Source organism: Bradyrhizobium sp. cir1 (assembly GCF_014198245.1).
Lineage (GTDB): Bacteria > Pseudomonadota > Alphaproteobacteria > Rhizobiales > Xanthobacteraceae > Bradyrhizobium.
This window is the reverse complement of sequence record NZ_JACIHE010000019.1, coordinates 38,726-57,023: the sequence shown is the minus strand read 5'-3', so window position 1 is coordinate 57,023 and position 18,298 is coordinate 38,726. Positions and strand designations below refer to the sequence as shown.

Here is an 18,298-nt window from a genome sequence, read left to right as displayed (position 1 = left end):
TTTCGAGGTGGCCAAGGCGTCGTAACTAACTGATTTTACAGAATAAACGCCGATATGGCTGGGGAACCTGGATTCGAACCAAGACAAACAGAGTCAGAGTCTGTTGTGCTACCGTTACACCATTCCCCAACGGAATAGTCGAACAAATTCAATGTCTTACTGATTTGTCCGACTGTGGCCGGAAGCGCGTTTGGCGCAAATCACGGCTCAGGCGTGGCAGCGTTCTACCCGCTCGCATCTGGGCTGGCAAGCGCTCCGGTGGATGGCTTGTCAGCCCAATTGCGGGATCTGGATACGACCGGAGCGAACGTCAGCTAATGCGTGCGGCCTATGCTGACGACGATTTCGCCCCGGCCATGTGCGATCATCACCTGACCATATTCGTCCTGCGGCGGGCTCTCCTCGTAGCGAAGCGGGATCGTGGTGATCTCCTCCTGCGCCGCGCCGGCCGGCTGCTCCGCGTTCACATCGAGGATCAGGATCTTCGGATTGATCCCCTGTGGTGAGCGCTTGGTCAGGCGGGCCTGCCAGCCATTGCTCGGGACCCGCACGTCGCCAATCATGATCAGCCTGGGCGGCGCCCCCGGCGCACGGTCGATCCAGGCCCTGAAGGTGTTTCTCAGCAGGACAGTCATGATGCACCTCTCCCTCGCCAAGTTGCGCGATCCTGCGATCGCGGGCGAACCATAGGCGGGCGTAGCGAAGCGAATCGTGAACAGTGCGTGAATCCGATAGGATTTGACGCTACGGGGGCTGGCCGCCCTGCCCTCATGCTTGCACCATTCGCCACCGACGATCCGACGACGGATCGGAGCTCGTCGCTTGTGCAGGGTCGATTCACGTTCAAATCACGTTGCCGCAAATAGGGTCGCTCGTGACTTTGGGAGGTCAACGATGGGCAGACATGGTGGCGGCTTCTCCCTTGCGCGAGAGCAACTCGGCGACACGATCCGAGACGCGGGACCGACGGCGTCCGGCGCCCCCGAACCACCCGGCCAGGGCATTTCGGGCTTCCGGCATTTCCTGTCCGACCTGGATACGTTGCCGCTGGAGCAGCGGTTCAAGGTCGACGGCGACGATCCGCTCAAATCGGACGAGAGCAGGACGCGGCTACGCGGCTTGATGGAGCGCCTTGCCCGGCGCATGCGCGTCGCGCCGGTGTGGGAGAACGGCCGGGGCCCGCTGGAAAATTCCGACATTCCGGCCGGATATACCTACCTCCTGCAGCTCGTGGCACACGACCTCGTGCAAACGTCATTCCCGATATCGGAGCTCGAAAATACCGCGACCGGCGTACGCAATGACCGGGCCTACCGGTTGAAGCTCGATACGATCTACGGCGGGGGGCCGGAAGTATGCCCGCTTGCCTACGAAGCGAGGCCGAAGGCGGCGCGCTCGAGGCTGCGTCTGGGCGGCGGCGGGGTCAACAGCGAAGACCCCGTCGAGATGAATCCGAAAGGCCGCGACATTGCGCGTGTTGCCTGCCCCTGGGATCCGAACAGCCAGCCGCAGCGGCTGACCGACGTCTTGATTGCCGACCAACGCAATGACGATCACGCGATCCTGTCCCAGCTCACGACCCTGTTCCACCATCTCCACAATGGTCTCCTGGCAAAGCTCGCCCAGCCGATGGCGGGCACGACCGATTCCGATACCGCGGCGACCGACAAGGCGTTTCTCTGCGCGCGCGGCGCGGCCACGCTGATCTACCGCAACATCATACGCCGCGACGTGATGCGCAGGGTCCTCAACCGCAGGATCTACAGCAGGTATAATGTCGATCAGCCTCACTTGCTGAGTGCTTCGTCCGCGCACCCGCTTTCTCGCGGGTCGCTGATACCGCTGGAATTCACGCATGCCGCATTTCGCTTCGGGCATGCGATGGTTCGCGACAGCTACCAGATCAATCCCGACAACGCCTTTCCGCTCGGCGCGGTGCTGCGAGCAACATCCTATTCCGCGCCCGGCAGCATGCCATTGCACCGGAAATGGATTGCAAGCTGGTCGCAGTTCTTCGACGTGCCGGGCAGGCCTCGGCCGCAATCGAGCATGCGCATCAGCCCGCACTTCAGCGGACAGCTCTATGATCGATCGCTGTTTCCCCCGATTGCCGCCAACGGGGCATGGGGCCTCGCATACAAGGATCTGATGAGTGCCGCTTTCGCCGGCCTGTGGTCGGTGAACAGCCTCGTCGACGAGATCCGATCGCGCCAGCCCGCCCTGGTCGGCAGCGATCGGCTGCTCGAAGATCGCGGCTATCGCGTGGCGCAGCTGCGGGCCTGGCTCGAGCAGAACCGCGACGAGCTGACCGATGCCGACATTCAGACCCTCGCAGACGAGCCGCCGCTGTCCTTCTACATCCTGTTCGAAGCAGCCATGGGTCCGGATGATCCGGTGAAGCAGGGCAAGACGCTCGGCGTGCTGGGCTCGATCATCGTCGCCGAGGTCATTTTCGGGGCGATGCTCGAGGGCAGGATGCCGGACGAGACTTCAGCGAGCAGCCTCAAGGACTCGCTCTCCCGCCTGTCGTCGCGCATCTACACCACGAACCGCCTCGACTTCGTGCCGGAGCTCGAGAGCATGGGCGACCTCGTCCCGTTCATCGCCGATATCGCAAATCTGCAACATGCCGATCCGACGTTCCTCTAACAGCCGGCAATTCCGCCGGTCGATACCAAGGGAGATAGCCATGCAGACCGAGATGTTCGACATCGTGAACTATGATGTCTGGGGTGACCTCGTGAAGAAGTGGGCGCGCGACGCCAAGTCGCGCCCGACCACCATCGCCGAATTCCAGAAACAGCTCGAGGATGCCGGCGTGATGGCGAAATTCCCCCGCCCGTTCACCGAGATCGCGTTCATCCAGCCGAGCTACAAGGACGGCACGCTGCTCATCAAGCTGCCCGACGCCGAGGTGCTCGCCGAGACCGAAAAAGCATTGATGGGCGCGGCCAACTACCCGCTTCCGATGTTCTACACGGACGACATGAAGGACAGCAATCTGGAGAACGATACCCCCTCGGGCAGGATGCTATTCCATTCCAAGCGCGTCGGCGAGTACACGATCAAGTTCTGTGCCTGAGCGACGGATCGTTCACCACGCGTGATGCCTGAGGTCGTCAACCGGAACGCCTGCACCGCCTATGCCGTCGCGCAGGCGTTCCCAATCCTCACTTCGCGCAATCGGATGCGCATGAAGGAACCAGAGTGCGATCTCGCGGTCGGTCGGCTCCTTGCCGAACCATATCGCGCGGAGGCCGTCGAGGAACTTGCTGGCCTCGAGGCGCGCCTCGTCCTTTCGTCCGAGATGAAACAGCGCGGCGGCCTTCCAGCCCGGAAGCGTTTTCGCCACGTTCTGGGCCCGGTCGATCCCCTCGATCGCGTCGAGGTAATTGCCCCGCATGAATTGAAGCACGGCGCGATACGGCCAATGTAGCGGCGGCGGCGTCCATGACACTTTGAGGGCTTCGGCGACGAGCTCGCTGCCGCGTTCGAAATTGCCGCAAAACCCCTGACAGGAGGCCGCCGACAGCAGCGTCCAGGGATCGTTGCCGTTGAGCTCGCATGCGAGATCGATGTGGGCGCTGGCTTCCGAATATTGCATCAGCATCGCCTGCGACCAGCCGAGACAGAGCTGGGCCCGGGAATCGACGGGATCGAGCTGCACCGCCCTTCTGGCAAGCTCAAGCGTGGACCGCGCCTTCTTCAAATCGCGGAACAGGCCGGGAAAGACCAGATGCTCGGTGTTGTTCAGTTGAACCAACGCGCTGTAGCAGGGAGAGAAGCTCGGCGCGACGTTGATCGCCTCGGTCAGGACCGCAATCGAATTGCGCCAGTGTTCGGCGCTGAAGCTTCCGATAATCGCCTGCGCACGCAGCCATCGGTCATAGATATCCAGCGACACGTCTGGCGCAGCGGCCACGCGGGTCAGACGCTCGGTCGACAGATAGACGTTCACCGACAGTGCCGTGCGCTGCACGATCCGCTGCTGCGCCAGAAACCAGTTCTCGAGATTCAGCTCGAACGTGTCGCTCCAGATATAGACACCGGTGTTGGTCTCGCGCAGGGTCAGGACCATGCTGATCGTGTCGCCCGCCTGATAGGCCGTTGCCGCGATGCTGTAGCGGGATGCAGCCGCCCGCTCTCCCGATGCGAGCGGCTGCTGCGCGGTGCCGTCTCCGACATACCACTCGCGAAACTTGGTCAGGCACGCGATGAAGTGATGGCGAAAGCCCGTCACCAGATGGACGCGATCCGCGCTCACGCCGTTCATGCTGAACGGATCGACCAGGATCGCGATCTTGGCAGCCGTCCGGGATTGTGCCGACGATGGTGGAGCCTCATGCGCAGCCGCCTGCACGCCGTCCCTCAGCACCGGATCGCTCGCAATGGACGGGGCCTCGCTCTCGAACTGACCGTTCTTGATCTCGGCGATCAATTGCTGGGTCTTCGCCGAGGGCTCCATGCCGTATTCTTCGTCGAGGATATTCCACAAGGTCTTGTAGACACGCAGCGCTCCGGACATGTCGCCCTCTTCCGCGCGCGTCTGCATCGCGTAGCGGCATGCCTCCTCGTGGGTCGGGTCGAGACTGAGGATTGCCTCGGCCAGCGCGCGCCTGTTCGCCACGGGAAGCTCGGCGTTCCTCAGACCGGCCTCGAGAGCACGCAGGATACGGTCGTGAAAGGTTTGCCGCTTGGCAAGCAGCCAGACACGGAACGATGGGTCGATATCGTCGAGCCCCGCGAGCAGCGTCTCCATGAGACCGGGCGCAGTCATCAACAGCGGATGCGCATGTTGGGATTCGGCCTCGCGCAAGGCGTCCAGGAGATCGACACGGAGCCCTTCGCGCTCCAATTCGACGAGCATTTTCTCGATCTGCAACCCGTCGTATCCCGCGTTCAGGAACGTCTCCCGCAACTCATGGAGGACCTGGCGAAGCGATGCACGCGCCTTGTACTCGTCGGATTCGCTCCACAGCAGCCCGACCAGACGCTCGCGTGTTTCCTGATGACGGTCGGTCAACGCCAGATAGCCGAGAACCGCCCGCGACTTTCGGCTCTTGACGCGGATTTCCCGCCCCGCAAATGCAACGGACAGACCGCCCAAAACGGAAATCGTCAGGCTTTCGCGCGGCTTGGGAAGTCCACCATCCCTTGCAAGGGACTTCGAAAGTTGTGCCCGAGCGCTCACGTCTGATCCGCCCTGATAAAACGCACTTAAGAATAGCAGCAACTATAACAAACTAATCCCGCGTGTATAGAGATCGGCTCCTCCGGTCTGGCGCTGTGCGGAGACCAGACGTTCGGTGGCAACGTCGGACGGCTCCATCTGGAGCGCAGGCGCGGCGATCCGCACGACGGCAATCCCGAACATGGGACGGGACAGATCGATTGCAAACGTCTCGATACCTCTGGCCGACAATCGTTCAACGAGTGCGGCAAGCTGTTGCGTCGGCGTGCCCGGAGCGAACCCGCCAGTGGCACGGCTTGGTGCAACCGGATGCAGCAGCTCGCAACTTGCCGCATCGATCAGCGTGCTGCGGGCGATATGACGATGATCATATTCGTTCAACGCTTCTTCGCCGCCTTCCCGGCGCTTCCGTTCCACGACGGCATAGGCGAGCTCCATCTGGCACATCTCCGTCAGCGCCGAGCGGATCGCAGCTTCGACGCTGAGACGGGCTGCCAGCCCGCAGGCGAAGCCACGGCCATCGTCATGACAGGACATCGCGACGATGCAGGGCACGTCGATATCGGTGGTTATGTCGAGCAGCCAAGTCCGCCTGGTCGTCACGCCGCGCCGCGCCCGGGAAATCCAGGCTGCGGCCGCCGCCATGGCCGGCCCTTCGAGCGCAACCAGCCGCCCGCGAATGCCGCCGCGCCACCAGAGGCTGGCCGCATCCCGCTCGACCAGCTCCAGCATCCCGTGCAACGCGGCCGTCTCGAACGAAGTGCCGGCCGCGCAACCCGAGCTCAGGCTGAATGGCGGCGTGAGCGCGCTCCGATCAGCCGTGCGCCGCAGGCACAGATCCGCCGGAAACGGCACCGACCGGCCGCTCGACAGCTGCGTTGCCTCGATCCAGTCGACATTGTCGCGCGCCGACAGTCGCATGAATTCGGAGAGGACCGCCCGGGATGCGGGATCAAAGGCGGCAAGCCCGTCCTCGATCGGGCCCTGCCGGAGCCGATCCAACGAGGTCTCGAACTGCGAGAGATACTCGACCCCTTCCCCGATGCAGGATTCGAAGGCCTGACGAAGCGACAGACCGGCGCCCGACGCGCTCGACCGCGCCTGATGTGCGAAGGTGGAATCGATGCCGGCTGCGCTGATGGTCGCGCCAAAGAACGTGACCCCGGGCGCATCGCGGGACGCCAGCTGGAAGACGTCGGAAAATCTGGCCGCCGCCTGGAGCAGCGCGACGCGGCTCCGTGTTTGCGACGGCTCCGTCCCGTCCAGCGGGAGATATTCGAACTTTTCGAGAATGGTGGCCAGCTCGCTGTCCCGGCCACGCATCCGCGAGCCCGCGAGGTATGCGGCCAGCCGCTCGAACTGGTTGGATGCCCTGGATGCTTCCATCGATCGAGTTCCGCGTCCCGGCAGGGTCAAGGTTCGATCGCCAGCATGCCATCAAGGCCCGGCGCAAGGTCAAGAAATTCGTGCGATTTCGCCGCGGCCGGGCGAATTCACGCTGGCTTCACGCCCCTCACACGATGATCGGCCCACGAGCGTAACGGGTTAGATGGCCGGCATGTGGAAAAATGGTTTTGTCGTTGCGATGGCTGCGGAATTTTCCTTTGCGGCCTATCACCGACCGATCTCGATCAGGCGCAAGGTTCGGCGCTGGATCATCGTATCCCGCTGCGGTCCGAACTCGGAATTCCTCACGATCGCGAGCGCAGCAGGCAAGGTCGAGCCGGAGGCCGATGCTCCGATCGGCCTCGCGCCGGTCAATACGGCGGTCGGCATTCTCCTGTCGGCAAGCGCGGAGGACATCACCTTCCTGATGGTTCGGCAGCAGCCGACCCATTTTCCAATTGCAGGAACATTTTTCCCGACCGACGGCTACAGCCGGATATTCGAGTCACAGGGGACGTTCCGACTGCGGAGCGAAGGACGCCATGCACATTGTGCGCGACGCCCCGATTGCGATATCCGAAGCGATGAGCCGGATCCCGCGCCGAACGCGCGACGCGCATTGGGCTGGCACGTCGAGGCTGTCAGGCACAACTGGGTCGGCGAGTTCATCAGCTGAGCGGCGCGCCGCCGCCCGCACCCGGAGGTTATTCCCGATCAGGCAGACATCCCTGTTGACGGTGTCGCCCTTCAACCCTCGCAGCGGCGGCTTCCAGGCCTGGCAGCCCGAGTTGATCGATCCGCGGGTTGTGAGCCCGCGGCCGCATGGTCGAGTTGACCGTCAGCCATCGGTTAGCGAACAACCTTGGGGTGATCTCGTTTCCGGCTTTTCCGTCGTTCGACCGCGTAGCGCCCCGGCGAAAATGCCTCGGGCTCATACAACAAGCTGACTGACGCACGATATCCGTTCCAGTCCGCTTCCTTCATCCCCGTTTCGGCATCCCCAACCGGTGCGATACCGTCCAGCTCTTCGCAGCGCATTGTCTCGTCCGAGAAGCAGCTCTCATGCACCGGCTTGACCTGAAACAACGGCCGGCTCCTGGAAATGAAGATCTCTCTGCCGGTCGCGATCAGCTGCACGTTGATGAAAAGAGGCCGACAATTATTCGCCTCGACGATTGCTTCATATGGGACGTAGTCACTGGAGCTGCGCAAATTGCAAGTCGGGCCCACACTCAGCCCCCAACCCTTTGCCGTCGTAACCAGCAATCCCGACCATATTTGCAAAACGCCCGGATGAAACAACCCCGTGACGAGCGGGGGCCAATTCTTCTTCATATCGGGAGGCGCGAACTTGCCCCAGTAATCGATGAATGTCGGGTCAACATCGCTCACGACATCATAGGGGACCGCATCCAGCGGACACCATTCTCCGTTCCTGGCCAGCAAGATCTGGGTCCCGTCCCAAAGCGCCCGGATATCGCAGGGAGGAAAGATGTACCAGCCGAAGGAGGATGCCGTCCGAATTGCCTCGCAGTACTGGAATGCGGCTGTGGGCAACGTTCCCAGAGCAGACGCGTCGGCGCGAAGTGGTCCGGGTGAACTCAGCAGTGCCTTCCGGAAGACCACGACAGGCGTTCTGGTCGCCGCTTCGGTTTCCATCTTCTTCGCTCTCGCTCACGAGGGCGACGCAGCCCAGCTAAGACATGTTGGGATGACCCAGGCTGCGTCCCACGGCGCTTTACCTACTTGGCCACCACACTCGACGCCGGTTTCTGCCGGTTCGTTGTCGCGCCCTTCTTCAGGTGCTTGGCGATCTTGACGGGCATATTTCCGCCGTAGCCCATACCGACCGCAGCTCTCATCGGATTTGAGGGCTTCCGTTCAGAACGTTTTCCCATTGCGTGCTCCTGTCTGAGAACGTCGCGCAAAAGTGGCGACTTCCGAGTTATAGGGGGCGCTCAAGGACTAGTCAATTTACGGTTGCATCAATCGATGCACACTTAATGCGCACGCTATGGTTGTTACACGCTAACGGGATCGCAGCCACGCCGAGCCGCGATCCGCCCCGGTCCCATTCCAAGCTCCTTGAGACTCTCCACCTATTCCAGCTTGATGTTCGCCGCCTCGATCACCTTCTTCCAGCGCGCCGTTTCCGCGGCGATGTAGGCTGCGAACGGCTCCGAATCCACCGCCACCGCGGCGGCACCGAGCTCGGCCATCTTCTGCACCGTCTCCGGCTGCTGCATGAAGGCGCGGATCTCCGCCGAGAGCTTTTCGACGATCGGCTTCGGCGTGCCCGCAGGCACGAAGAAGCCGTGCCAGGCCACGGCCTCGAAGCCCGGCAGGAATTCGGCAACCGCGGGGACCTGCGGATCGAAGTCGGCACGCTTCGGCGTTGCCGTCGCCAGCATCGCGAGCTGGCCGGTCTTCACCTGCGGCAGCAGCAGCGGCACGTTGTCGAAGGCGAGATCGATCTGGCCGCTGAGCAGGTCCGTCAGCATCTGGCTCGAGCCCTTGTAGGGCACGTGCACCATCTTGGTGCCGGTCATCTGCTGAAACAGCTCGCCGGCCAGATGTTGCGAGGTGCCGACGCCGGCCGAGCCGAACGAGACCTTGTCCGGGTTCGCCTTGAGGTACGCGATCAGCTCCGGCACGGTGCGCGCCTTGATCTTGTTGGGGTTCACCACGAGCACATTGGGCACGACGCTGATCTGGGCGACCGGGATCAGATCCTTGTCCGGCTGGTAGCTGAGCTTTGGACCGTAGAGCGACGGATTGATCGCAAGCGCGGAGGTGCTGGCAAGGCCGAGCGTGATGCCGTCGGGCGCCGATTTCGCCAGCCGCGTCACGCCGAGGATCGAGCCGGCGCCGCCGACATTCTCGACCACGAACGGCTTGCCGAGCTTCACCTGCAAATGGTTCGAGACCATGCGCGCGAAGATGTCGGCCGTGCCGCCGGCTGCGAAGGGGACGATCACCGTCACCTGCTTGGACGGATAGCCATCCTGCGCCTGCACCGGCGACGTCGCCAGCAACACTGCCGACACAAGACCAAGCCACATCGATCTCATCGAAGTTTCCTCTGCTTTCACTTTGTTGTTGATTGGCTGCCGCGCGCGGCAGAAGTGTCAGAACGCGACTTCGTACATGTTCAGGATCGCATCCCGGCTCAAATCGCGCGGATTGTTGTCGAGCAGGCGGCGGATGGCGTGCGCCTCATCGGCCATCACGCCGAGATCGTTCCTGGGCACGCCGAGCTCGGACAGCCGCATCTCGATGCCCAGATCCTTGCAGAACCTGTAGGTCGCGTCGAACGCGAACTGCGGATCGCGTCGCTCGGGCAGCCCCAGCGCACCGAGCACGGCGACGGTCTTCTCTTCCACCGCCGGCATGTTGAAGGCGAGCGTGTGCGGGAAGATCACCGCGCAGGCGAGGCCGTGCGCAACATGGTGGCGCGTGCCGAGTGGATAGGCCACCGCATGACCCGCGGTCGTATTCACCGGCCCGAGGCAATAGCCGCCATAGAGCGAGGCCAGGGACAGGCCGGCACGCGCCTCGCGGTCGCCGCCATCAGCCACCGCGCGCTTGAGGTAACGTCCGACCAGCCGCGCACCTTCGAGCGCGTAGAGATCGATCGCCGGATGCGCCTTGCGGCTGGTGTAGGCCTCGACGCAATGTGCCAGCGCATCGACACCGGTTGCCGCAGTCACCTCCTTCGGCACGGTCATCGTCAAGTCCGGATCGACGATGGCGATATCGGCGAGCATGAAGCGGCTCTGCACCGCCTGCTTGTTCTGGCTGATGGGATCGGTGACCAGCGCGCGCGTGCCGGCCTCGCTGCCGGTGCCCGAAGTGGTCGGGATCTGCATCAGCGCCACGCTGCGGCCGGCGACCTTCTCCGGCCCGACAATGTCGGCAAAGGCCACGTCACTGGTGCAGAGCACCGCAACCAGCTTGGCGAGGTCCATCGCGCTGCCGCCGCCGAAGCCGACGACGAGATCGGGCTTGGCGTCCTTCGCCATCGCCACCGCCTTCTCGAGATTGGGCAGGTCCGGCTCGGGCTTGACGTCACCGAACACTTTTACGGCTCCCGGCAGCGCCAGCGTGTCGACGCGGCGCGCATTGAACGCATCAGAGATCACCAGCGGCCGCCTGGCGCCGATCCGCTCGGCAAAGCGTGCCGCGGCGGTGATCGTGCCGTTGCCGAACTCCAGGATGGTCGGACGTTGGATTTCGATGGGCGTGAAAGCGTTGGTCATCGTGCGTTCGATCTCATGATTTGGCTGCGGAAGTGCCGGCGGCCAGCCGCTCGGCATAATCGATGGCCTCGATCAGGCTGTGCTCGTTGGCGATGCCCTTGCCGGCAATGTCGAAGGCGGTGCCGTGATCGACCGAGGTGCGGATGATCGGCAGGCCGAGCGTGATGTTGACGCCGGAGAGCTCCTGCCAGCGGCCGGTCGCCGGATCGACCTGGAAGCCGAGCAGCTTGACGGGAATGTGCCCCTGATCGTGATACATTGCGACCGCGGCATCGTACTGGCCGGCACGCAGCTTGACGAAGATGGTGTCGCCCGGCACGGGGCCGACGACATCGAGGCCGTCGGCGACCGCTTTGGCGATCGTCGGCGCCGACACGTCGATGTCCTGCCGGCCGAACAGGCCGCCCTCGCCCGCATGCGGATTGAGCGCGGCGATCGCGATCTTCGGCCTGGCAATGCCGAGCCGGCGCAGCGCATCGTTGGTGAGATCGATCACCATGCGCAGGCGCTCCGGCGTCAGGCGCTTCGGCACGTCCTCCAGCGCAACATGGGTCGAGACATGGCTGACGCGCATGTTGCCATGGGCGAGCAGCATCACCGAGCCGCGCACGCCGGTGAGATGCGCCAGCATCTCGGTATGGCCGGGGAAATGATAGCCGGCCTTGTTGAGCGCTTCCTTGTTGAGCGGCGCGGTGACGATCGCCGCGGTGCGGCCGGCCTGCGTCAGGCGCACGCCCTGCTCGATCGCCTTGTAGGCAAAGCGGCCGCCATCGGCGCTGAGCACGCCGGGCTTGATCGGATCGCCCTCGGCGTCGGCCTGCAGGTAGCAGAGATTGGGCCATTCGCGATCGTCGGCCGTCACCTCAGGGATCGCAATTTCGGCGCCGAGCGCGGCCCTGGCGCCGTCCAGCGCCGCGCCGCTGCCGATGATGAGCAGGCGCAGATCGCCTTTCGCGATCCGGTCCTTCAGCCCGACGCAGGCCTTGACGATGATCTCCGGCCCGATCCCGGCCGGATCGCCCATGGTGATGGCAAGATGACGAGAGGTCATATCGGACTCTCCATTCTGAGCAGATGATTATCCCGAAGCAGGTCACGCCATAACTCGCTTGGACCGAATGCGCCGGATTTCGAGATGACATCGACGCCGGACCAGCGCCCGCCTTGCAGGATCGAGCGCGGCAATCCCGGAACGACACGCCCTGTCACCTGGAGCGCATGCGCGCCAAGGGCAACGCATGCGGCCTTCAGGGTCTCGCCGCCGGCGACGATCAGCGTGCCGGGCGGTTCGAGCGCCGCAATCAATGCCGTCATTTCGCGCGCGATCCGCCGCGCCGCTTCCGTGCGCGTCAGGCCTTCGGCGAGAGAGAATTTGACCATCGCCACGCGATCGTCGCCCAGCTTGCGCTGGACGCGCGTCGCGCCCTCACCTTCCGCAAGCTCGATCGTCGCCCCGCCGCACGCAGCCAGCTGAGAGGCGGTGGCGGGCTGGTCAGAGCCGAACAGCCCCAGCACGGGCAACTTCAATTGGCTCGGCGCATCGGCACGGTGGCTGCGCGCGAGCGCGCCGGCCAATCCGCCGCTTCCGCACCACAGCACGGGCCCCGGCATGCGCCGTCCCATTTCGACGACGCGGTCGAGGTCGATGTCGCTCTCGGCATCGAACACCTGAACGCCGCCCTGCGACAGCGTATCGGAGCTGCCCTGCCGTGCCTTGATGCCGTCTTGCCTCAACTGATCGAGCAAATTGTCGCCGACCCGGTGCCACTCGCCTTGCACCGTGCGCGCGAATTGCTGGCCGCCCGCGGTGCGGCGCCCCTGATAGTCGAACGCGGGCGCGACCACGCAGGATTCCCAATGGCCGCTGCGCAGGCAGGCGCCGAGCTCGGCCGCCCAGGCTCCGCGCAGGAGGCTGTCGACCTTCTTGTAGGCGATCGTCGCTCCACACAGCTGCGGCGCCAGCCGGCCGACGATCTCGATGCTCTCTTCCTTCGACCGCTCGCGGGTGCCGCTGTCGACCGCGAGGCTGCCGGAGCCGGGCGTCGCGGGTGCGTCCGGCCAGGTAACGTCGAACGGTCCGCACAGGCCAACGAACTCCGCCGCGGCGTCGAGCGCACCGGTGAGGTCGTCGGCAAGCAGGCGGACGGTTGTCATCGTCAGGCGGCTCCCGTGCTGAAGATTTTGCCGGGATTCATCAGGCCTTGCGGGTCGAGCAGTTGCTTGATGTCGCGCATCAGCTTGATATCGAGCGGATCGGCAACCCGCGCAAGCCTGCTGCGATTGGTAATGCCGATGCCGTGCTCGGCACTGATCGCCCCGCCCTGCGCCGCCGTCTCGTCATCGACGATCTCGTTGATTTGCGTCACCAGCCTCGCCATCGCATCCGGGTCCTGGCAATGCACACGATCGATCAGGGCCACGACGTGGATGTTGCCGTCGCCGATATGGCCGTGCATCACGACGTTCGCATGCGGAACGGCCGCCTTGATCCGCGCTTCGACATTGTTGACGAAAGCCGCCTGGCGCTCCAGCGGCACCACGCTGTCATGCGACACCACATAGCCGCTGCGCTTGTTGCCTTCGGACACGCTGTGCCTGACAGCCCAGATCGCCTTCGCCTGCGCCAGATTGGAGGCCAATATGGCGTCTTCGGCCAGCCCGGCTTCCATCGCATCCGCGAGGACGGCAGCCAGCGGCTCGTTGAGGTCGACGTTTGGAAGCGTGTCGGTCAGCTCGACGATCAGATACCAAGGCGTCGTCAGCTCGAAGGGAATGGTGACATGCGGCACCGTCGCGGCGATTGCCTCGATCTGCGAGCGCGACATGATCTCGAGGCTACCGAGCCGGTCGCCGACTGCGCCGCGCAGGCGCTGCATGATCTCGAGCGGCTGCTCGACGCCTTGCAGCTTCAACAGCGCCAAAGCCGAACTCCTCGGCGGCGCGAACAGCTTCAGCACCGCCGCGGTGACGATGCCGAGCGTGCCCTCCGCGCCGATAAAGAGCTGCTTCAGCGCATAACCCGTATTGTCCTTGCGCAGTGCGCGCAGCCCGTTGAAGACGCGGCCATCAGGCAGCACGACCTCCAGGCCGAGGACGAGATCGCGCGTCGGACCGTAGCGCAGCACGGCGGTGCCGCCGGCATTGGTCGAGATGTTGCCGCCAATCTGGCAGGACCCCTCCGCGCCGAGGCTCAAGGGAAAATAGCGATCGACGTCCTTCGCCGCGTTCTGCACCTCCGCGAGGATGCAGCCGGCCTCCACCGTGATGGTGTTGGCGAGCGGGCTGACATCGCGCATGGCCCGCATGCGGTCGAGCCGGATCACGACATTGCCCGTGCGATCGTCGGGCGTCGCCGCCCCGCACATGCCGGTGTTGCCGCCCTGCGGCACGATCGCGAGCCGCCTTGCGGCGCAGAATTTCACGACTGCGGCGACCTCGGCGGTCGAGCCCGGCTTCACCACCACGACCGCACGGCCGTGATAGCGCCCGCGCCAGTCCACCACGTAAGGTTCCTGGTCGGGCCCGGACGCGATGACGTGCTTGTCGCCGACGATCGCGGCGAGCCCGGCCAACGCATCCTGGAAAGAATCGGACATCGGTTCGCCTCGTCGCCCGGGCCTAGTCTAGACGGTGGCGGCGGCGAATGCCGCAGCATCCGCAAGCAGCTCTTTCGCTTGGGCCGGCGGCAGCGACTCCAGCGGCGGCCGCAGGCGCTGCCATCCGGAATGTCCGGTGCGCTCGGCAACGATCGCCTTCAGCGAGGGCATCTGCGGGAAGCGCGAGACCAGCTCGCGCGCTTTCACGATGCGCGCCTGCGCCGCCTTGAGCGCCGCATCATCGTCGCTGTCGCGAAAGTGCTTGTAAACATAGGCAAGGTCACGCGCGATGAGGTTCGAGGTCGCGGTGATGCAGCCCGCCCCGCCCTTGCGCAGCAGCGGCAGGAGCAGTGGATCGGCCCCGACGAGAACCGAAAAGCCGGGGAAGCGCTCGACCATCGCGGTCATGTTGGCGAAGTCGCCGGAAGAATCCTTGATGGCGGTGAAAGTCGCCGGATAGGCCTTATGCAGCCGCTCGATCAGCGCGTGCGAGATCGGCTGCGCCGACATCTGCGGGATGTGATAGAGCACGACCTTGAGCCTGGCATCGCCGATGCGCTGCACGACTTCACTGTAGGACGCGTAGATGCCGTCGTCGCTGACGCCCTTGTAGTAGAACGGCGGCAGCATCACCACGGTGTCGACACCGACCGAGAGCGCGTGACGCGTCAACGCAATGGTCTCGGTGAACGCGGCGACGCCCGTTCCGGGAAGGAGCCGCTGCGGCGCGATGCCCGCGGCCACCGCCGCCTCGAGCAGCGCCATGCGCTCAACCGCGGAGAAGGAGTTCGCCTCGCCGGTGGTCCCCAGCAGCGCGATGCCGTCGCAGCCTTCGTCCAGCAAGTAACGGCAATGCGCGACGAAGCGCGCATGATCGGGGGCGAGCTCGGCGTCGAGGGGCGTCAACGCGGCGGAGAACACGCCATGAGGGTGCAGCGATGATGTCGACAAACTTCCTCCGATCGTCAGTTCGATATTGTTCGGAATGCGAACATTTGTTATTGGCTTGGCCTGTCGTAAAATCAGCTTGCCGCCACGTCAAGGGCGACATGTCATGGCGAGACATTCAAGCATGGCCAAGGTCGAAAAGAAGGTCGCAAAACGCAGATCCGAAGCTGGCCCGAAGAATCCCAAGAATTATGTCGCCTCCGTCGGCAAGGCGTTTGCCGTGCTCAGGAGTTTCACCAGCGAGACCTTCGAGCTCACCCTGAGTGAGATTGCCGCACGGGCCGATCTCGATCGCGGCACCGCGTTCCGGCTGATCCAGACCCTGAGCGAGCTCGGGTACCTCCAGGCGATTCCACAGAGCCGCCGATTCCGCCTCGGCGTCGCCTGCCTCGATCTCGGCTACGCCGTGCTCTCGCACGGATCGCTCCGGACCATCGTCGAGCCGCTGCTGCGCGAGCTCGTGCCTGCGGTCGGCGATGCGGCCTCGCTCGGCATCCTCGACGGCGGCGACGTGGTCTATCTTGCCCGCGTCGGTGCCGGCCTTGATCGCCACAAGATGGATCGCCGGCCGGGCACGCGCATCCCCGCCTACAGTGCTGCGCTCGGCCACGTGATGCTGGCGCATCTGGCGCGGGACGAGCAGATCGCGCGGCTGGACTCGCGTCCGCGCGTAAAGTTGTCGGAACGAACGCTCACCGATCTCGATGCCCTGCTCGCCCGGCTCGATCAGGTCAAGAAGAAGGGCCATGCCGTCTCCGACGGCGAGAACGCCTACGGCTTGCGGACGTTGGCAACGCCGATCTTCGACGCGCAAGGTCTGGTGATTGCCGGATTGAGCGTCACCGTCGATGCGATGCGGATGGACATGCAGGCCTTTCGCGACCAGGCGCTGCCGCGGCTGGTGCAAGTGACGAGCCAGGCGCAGGATCTCGCGATCAAGTCGGGGCTGACGAGCTGAACACGGTCGCGGCGACTAGATGACCACATGGTCGAAGTCGGCGGCGATCCGGCTGTTCGGAAAGATCCTTGCCGCTTCAGCCAGGATCTCCTCGTCTTCGTAGCGCCCTGACATATGGGTCAGCACGAGCTGGTTCACGCCGTTCACGGCGGCAAAGGACGCCGCCTCTGCCGCGGTGAGATGGCCGTAGTTGCGCGCGGTCGGCGCGTCGCGATCGAGGAACGTTGCCTCGATCACCAGCATGTCGGCGTCAGCGACATCTTTGGAGAGCCCATCCGTCGTCTCGGTGTCGCCGATCACGACCAGCTTTTTGCCGCCGCTCGGCAGCCCCAAAACATCTTCCGGATCGATCGTGCGGCCATCGATGACGATTGGCCGGCCGGCGGCCAGCTCGCCGCGCAAGGGACCGTCGGGGACACCGAGCGCCGCGAGGCGATCGGACTGAAGGTGGCGACGAGCGGGACTCCTGAAGACGAAGCCAAAACTGTCGGTGTCGCGGTGGCGGACCGGAAAGCAGTCGATGGTGAAGTCGCCGGCGTCGATGACCTGCCCTTCGGTCACGGCTGCGAACTCCACCGCGATCGGCGCCCTGCCCGCGCCCCACAGGCCTGCGAGCATGCGGATGACGATCTCGAGCGTGCCTTCTCCGCCGTGAATGGTCATCACGTCGGAGGTTTGCCGCAAGCCCAGCGTCGAGAACAGGCCGGGGATGCCGAGCACGTGATCGAGATGCGCGTGCGTCAGCAGGATGCGGTCGAGCCGCCGAAAGCCGGCGCCGCTGCGCAGCAGCTGGCGCTGCGTGCCCTCACCGCAATCGACCAGGATGCGCCGGCCCGCGGCCTCCACCAGGAGAGCCGGATGGTTGCGCTCCGCGGAGGGAACGCTTGCCGAGGTCCCGAGAAATGTCAGGGCGAACATGGTCGTCGATGTCCAGCGACCGCCCTTCTCCGCAACACTACGGTGGACGGTCTCACCGTCCCCAATGCCACGCGAGCAGCAGCGCGTACAGGCCCATCGACGCGGCATAGAGCACGGCAAGCAGCGCGTAGCCGGCGATCTGGCGACTGATTGCAGCCTTCGGGGTCACCCACCAGTCGAGCGCCCTGAAGGCGGCCGGCACGAGCCACCAGCCGAGCAGCTGGGTGCTGACGAGATTGCCGACGAACAGCGACAGCCAGACCGGCACGCCGTGGCTGTCGATCAGCGGCCTGCTGATGAAATAGCCCCAGAGGTAGACCACGGGATAGAGCACCAGGAGGACGATCAGGTTGCTCTTCCAGATGAAGCCTGGCCCCTGCTCGGGAGCCTGCGTCTTGCCGGCCGGGAACCAGAAATTGAAGCCGTAGCTCGCCCGCTTCACGTTCATGCTGGCGTTGAAGCGCGCGCCCTCCTTCAGCAGCGTCTGCCGCAGCGGCGATTCGAGCCAGGCATTGAGATTGGCATCGCTGTCGAACGACAGGATGATGATCCATTCATCATGCAGGCCCGGAATCGGCCGCTCGATCTTGTGGCGCAGGAAGCCTTTGAACTCGGCCTCCGCGGCCTGGATGCGCTGCTGCCATGTGAGGAAGGCATCCTCTAACCCAGCAGGTACCTTGAACGAGATGACGGCGGAGACCGCGCTGTCGCGCTGGACGCCGGTGTCGGGCAGGATATGGACGTCCTCCGAGCCGACGAAGAAACGTTGTATCTCCGCGATCAGCTTCGCCCGCACCTCGCTCTGGAGCCAGGCGCGCGCGGCGGCCGGGCTCGCGAAGCGCAGGATGGTCACCCAGTCCACATGCGCCGGCGGCTGCGGCGGCACCACCTCCTGGCTGAGGAAGCCGGGCCACGTCTTGAGCTCCTCGCCGACCTCACCGTTCCACCGTGCGAACGCGGCAAAGCCATCGTCGGCGATGCGGCGCTGGATGACGAGGGCGACCGGTTGGCTGGCTGGATCAGGAGATGTGCTCATGAGCTG

17 protein-coding genes and 1 tRNA gene are annotated in these 18,298 nt (G+C 64.5%); 4 read left to right on the top strand and 14 right to left on the bottom strand.

Going from position 1 to position 18,298, the window contains the following annotated elements; all coding sequences use genetic code 11:
* Positions 1–55: 55 nt before the first annotated feature.
* Together GGD63_RS29830 and GGD63_RS29825 are read right to left on the bottom strand one after the other, a co-directional pair.
* Positions 56–129 (bottom strand) — tRNA-Gln (locus GGD63_RS29830).
* A gap of 185 nt (positions 130–314) precedes the next feature.
* On the bottom strand, positions 315–635 hold the full coding sequence (locus tag GGD63_RS29825; protein ID WP_183247274.1) for a hypothetical protein: 321 nt from the start codon (positions 633–635) through the stop codon (positions 315–317).
* A gap of 259 nt (positions 636–894) precedes the next feature.
* Between GGD63_RS29825 and GGD63_RS29820 the strand changes: the two genes are divergently transcribed.
* Together GGD63_RS29820 and GGD63_RS29815 are read left to right on the top strand one after the other, a co-directional pair.
* Positions 895–2,649, top strand: a complete 1,755-nt coding sequence (locus GGD63_RS29820) for a peroxidase family protein (protein ID WP_183247272.1) — start codon at positions 895–897, stop codon at positions 2,647–2,649.
* A 40-nt stretch (positions 2,650–2,689) separates the two neighbouring features.
* Positions 2,690–3,082: a hypothetical protein gene (locus GGD63_RS29815; protein ID WP_183247271.1), complete on the top strand. Its 393-nt coding sequence runs from the start codon at positions 2,690–2,692 to the stop codon at positions 3,080–3,082.
* Positions 3,083–3,094: 12 nt separating this feature from the next.
* Here the strand turns inward: GGD63_RS29815 and GGD63_RS29810 are convergent, their stop codons facing one another.
* Positions 3,095–5,107, bottom strand: a complete 2,013-nt coding sequence (locus GGD63_RS29810) for a BTAD domain-containing putative transcriptional regulator (protein WP_183247269.1) — start codon at positions 5,105–5,107, stop codon at positions 3,095–3,097.
* Positions 5,108–5,233: 126 nt separating this feature from the next.
* A complete protein-coding gene (locus GGD63_RS29805; protein ID WP_183247267.1) occupies positions 5,234–6,577 on the bottom strand; it encodes a YcaO-like family protein in 1,344 nt (447 codons plus the stop codon).
* Positions 6,578–6,749: 172 nt separating this feature from the next.
* On the opposite strand from GGD63_RS29805, the gene GGD63_RS29800 reads away from it, so the two are divergent.
* Entirely contained in the window at positions 6,750–7,253 is a 504-nt protein-coding gene (locus tag GGD63_RS29800) for a hypothetical protein (protein ID WP_183247265.1), read from the top strand.
* Positions 7,254–7,426: 173 nt separating this feature from the next.
* Here GGD63_RS29800 and GGD63_RS29795 read toward each other — a convergent pair whose 3' ends face one another.
* From GGD63_RS29795 to GGD63_RS29760, 8 genes are all read right to left on the bottom strand, one after another.
* Positions 7,427–8,236 (bottom strand): hypothetical protein, encoded by an 810-nt coding sequence (locus GGD63_RS29795; RefSeq protein ID WP_183247263.1) that lies wholly within the window; start codon positions 8,234–8,236, stop codon positions 7,427–7,429.
* An 83-nt stretch (positions 8,237–8,319) separates the two neighbouring features.
* Positions 8,320–8,475, bottom strand: a complete 156-nt coding sequence (locus GGD63_RS29790; RefSeq protein WP_183247261.1) for a hypothetical protein — start codon at positions 8,473–8,475, stop codon at positions 8,320–8,322.
* A gap of 201 nt (positions 8,476–8,676) precedes the next feature.
* Entirely contained in the window at positions 8,677–9,648 is a 972-nt protein-coding gene (locus GGD63_RS29785; protein ID WP_183247259.1) for a tripartite tricarboxylate transporter substrate binding protein, read from the bottom strand.
* Positions 9,649–9,705: 57 nt separating this feature from the next.
* Positions 9,706–10,836, bottom strand: coding sequence for an iron-containing alcohol dehydrogenase (locus GGD63_RS29780; RefSeq protein WP_246785708.1), 1,131 nt, complete (start codon positions 10,834–10,836; stop codon positions 9,706–9,708).
* Between the two features lie 13 nt (positions 10,837–10,849).
* Positions 10,850–11,887, bottom strand: a complete 1,038-nt coding sequence (pdxA, locus tag GGD63_RS29775; protein WP_183247254.1) for a 4-hydroxythreonine-4-phosphate dehydrogenase PdxA — start codon at positions 11,885–11,887, stop codon at positions 10,850–10,852.
* Positions 11,884–12,990: a four-carbon acid sugar kinase family protein gene (locus tag GGD63_RS29770; protein ID WP_183247253.1), complete on the bottom strand. Its 1,107-nt coding sequence runs from the start codon at positions 12,988–12,990 to the stop codon at positions 11,884–11,886. The genes pdxA and GGD63_RS29770 overlap by 4 nt, the downstream gene beginning before the upstream one ends.
* Positions 12,991–12,992: 2 nt before the next feature.
* Positions 12,993–14,432 carry an FAD-binding oxidoreductase gene (locus tag GGD63_RS29765; RefSeq protein WP_183247251.1) on the bottom strand — a complete coding sequence of 480 codons (1,440 nt, stop codon included), beginning with the start codon at positions 14,430–14,432 and terminating at the stop codon, positions 12,993–12,995.
* Positions 14,433–14,459: 27 nt separating this feature from the next.
* On the bottom strand, positions 14,460–15,383 hold the full coding sequence (locus tag GGD63_RS29760; RefSeq protein ID WP_183247249.1) for a dihydrodipicolinate synthase family protein: 924 nt from the start codon (positions 15,381–15,383) through the stop codon (positions 14,460–14,462).
* Positions 15,384–15,486: 103 nt separating this feature from the next.
* Between GGD63_RS29760 and GGD63_RS29755 the strand changes: the two genes are divergently transcribed.
* Positions 15,487–16,338 carry an IclR family transcriptional regulator gene (locus tag GGD63_RS29755; RefSeq protein ID WP_246785707.1) on the top strand — a complete coding sequence of 284 codons (852 nt, stop codon included), beginning with the start codon at positions 15,487–15,489 and terminating at the stop codon, positions 16,336–16,338.
* Between the two features lie 15 nt (positions 16,339–16,353).
* Here GGD63_RS29755 and rnz read toward each other — a convergent pair whose 3' ends face one another.
* A complete protein-coding gene (rnz, locus tag GGD63_RS29750; protein ID WP_183247247.1) occupies positions 16,354–17,256 on the bottom strand; it encodes a ribonuclease Z in 903 nt (300 codons plus the stop codon).
* 52 nt (positions 17,257–17,308) lie between these two features.
* Entirely contained in the window at positions 17,309–18,292 is a 984-nt protein-coding gene (locus GGD63_RS29745) for an antibiotic biosynthesis monooxygenase (RefSeq protein ID WP_183247245.1), read from the bottom strand.
* Positions 18,293–18,298 lie beyond the last annotated feature (6 nt).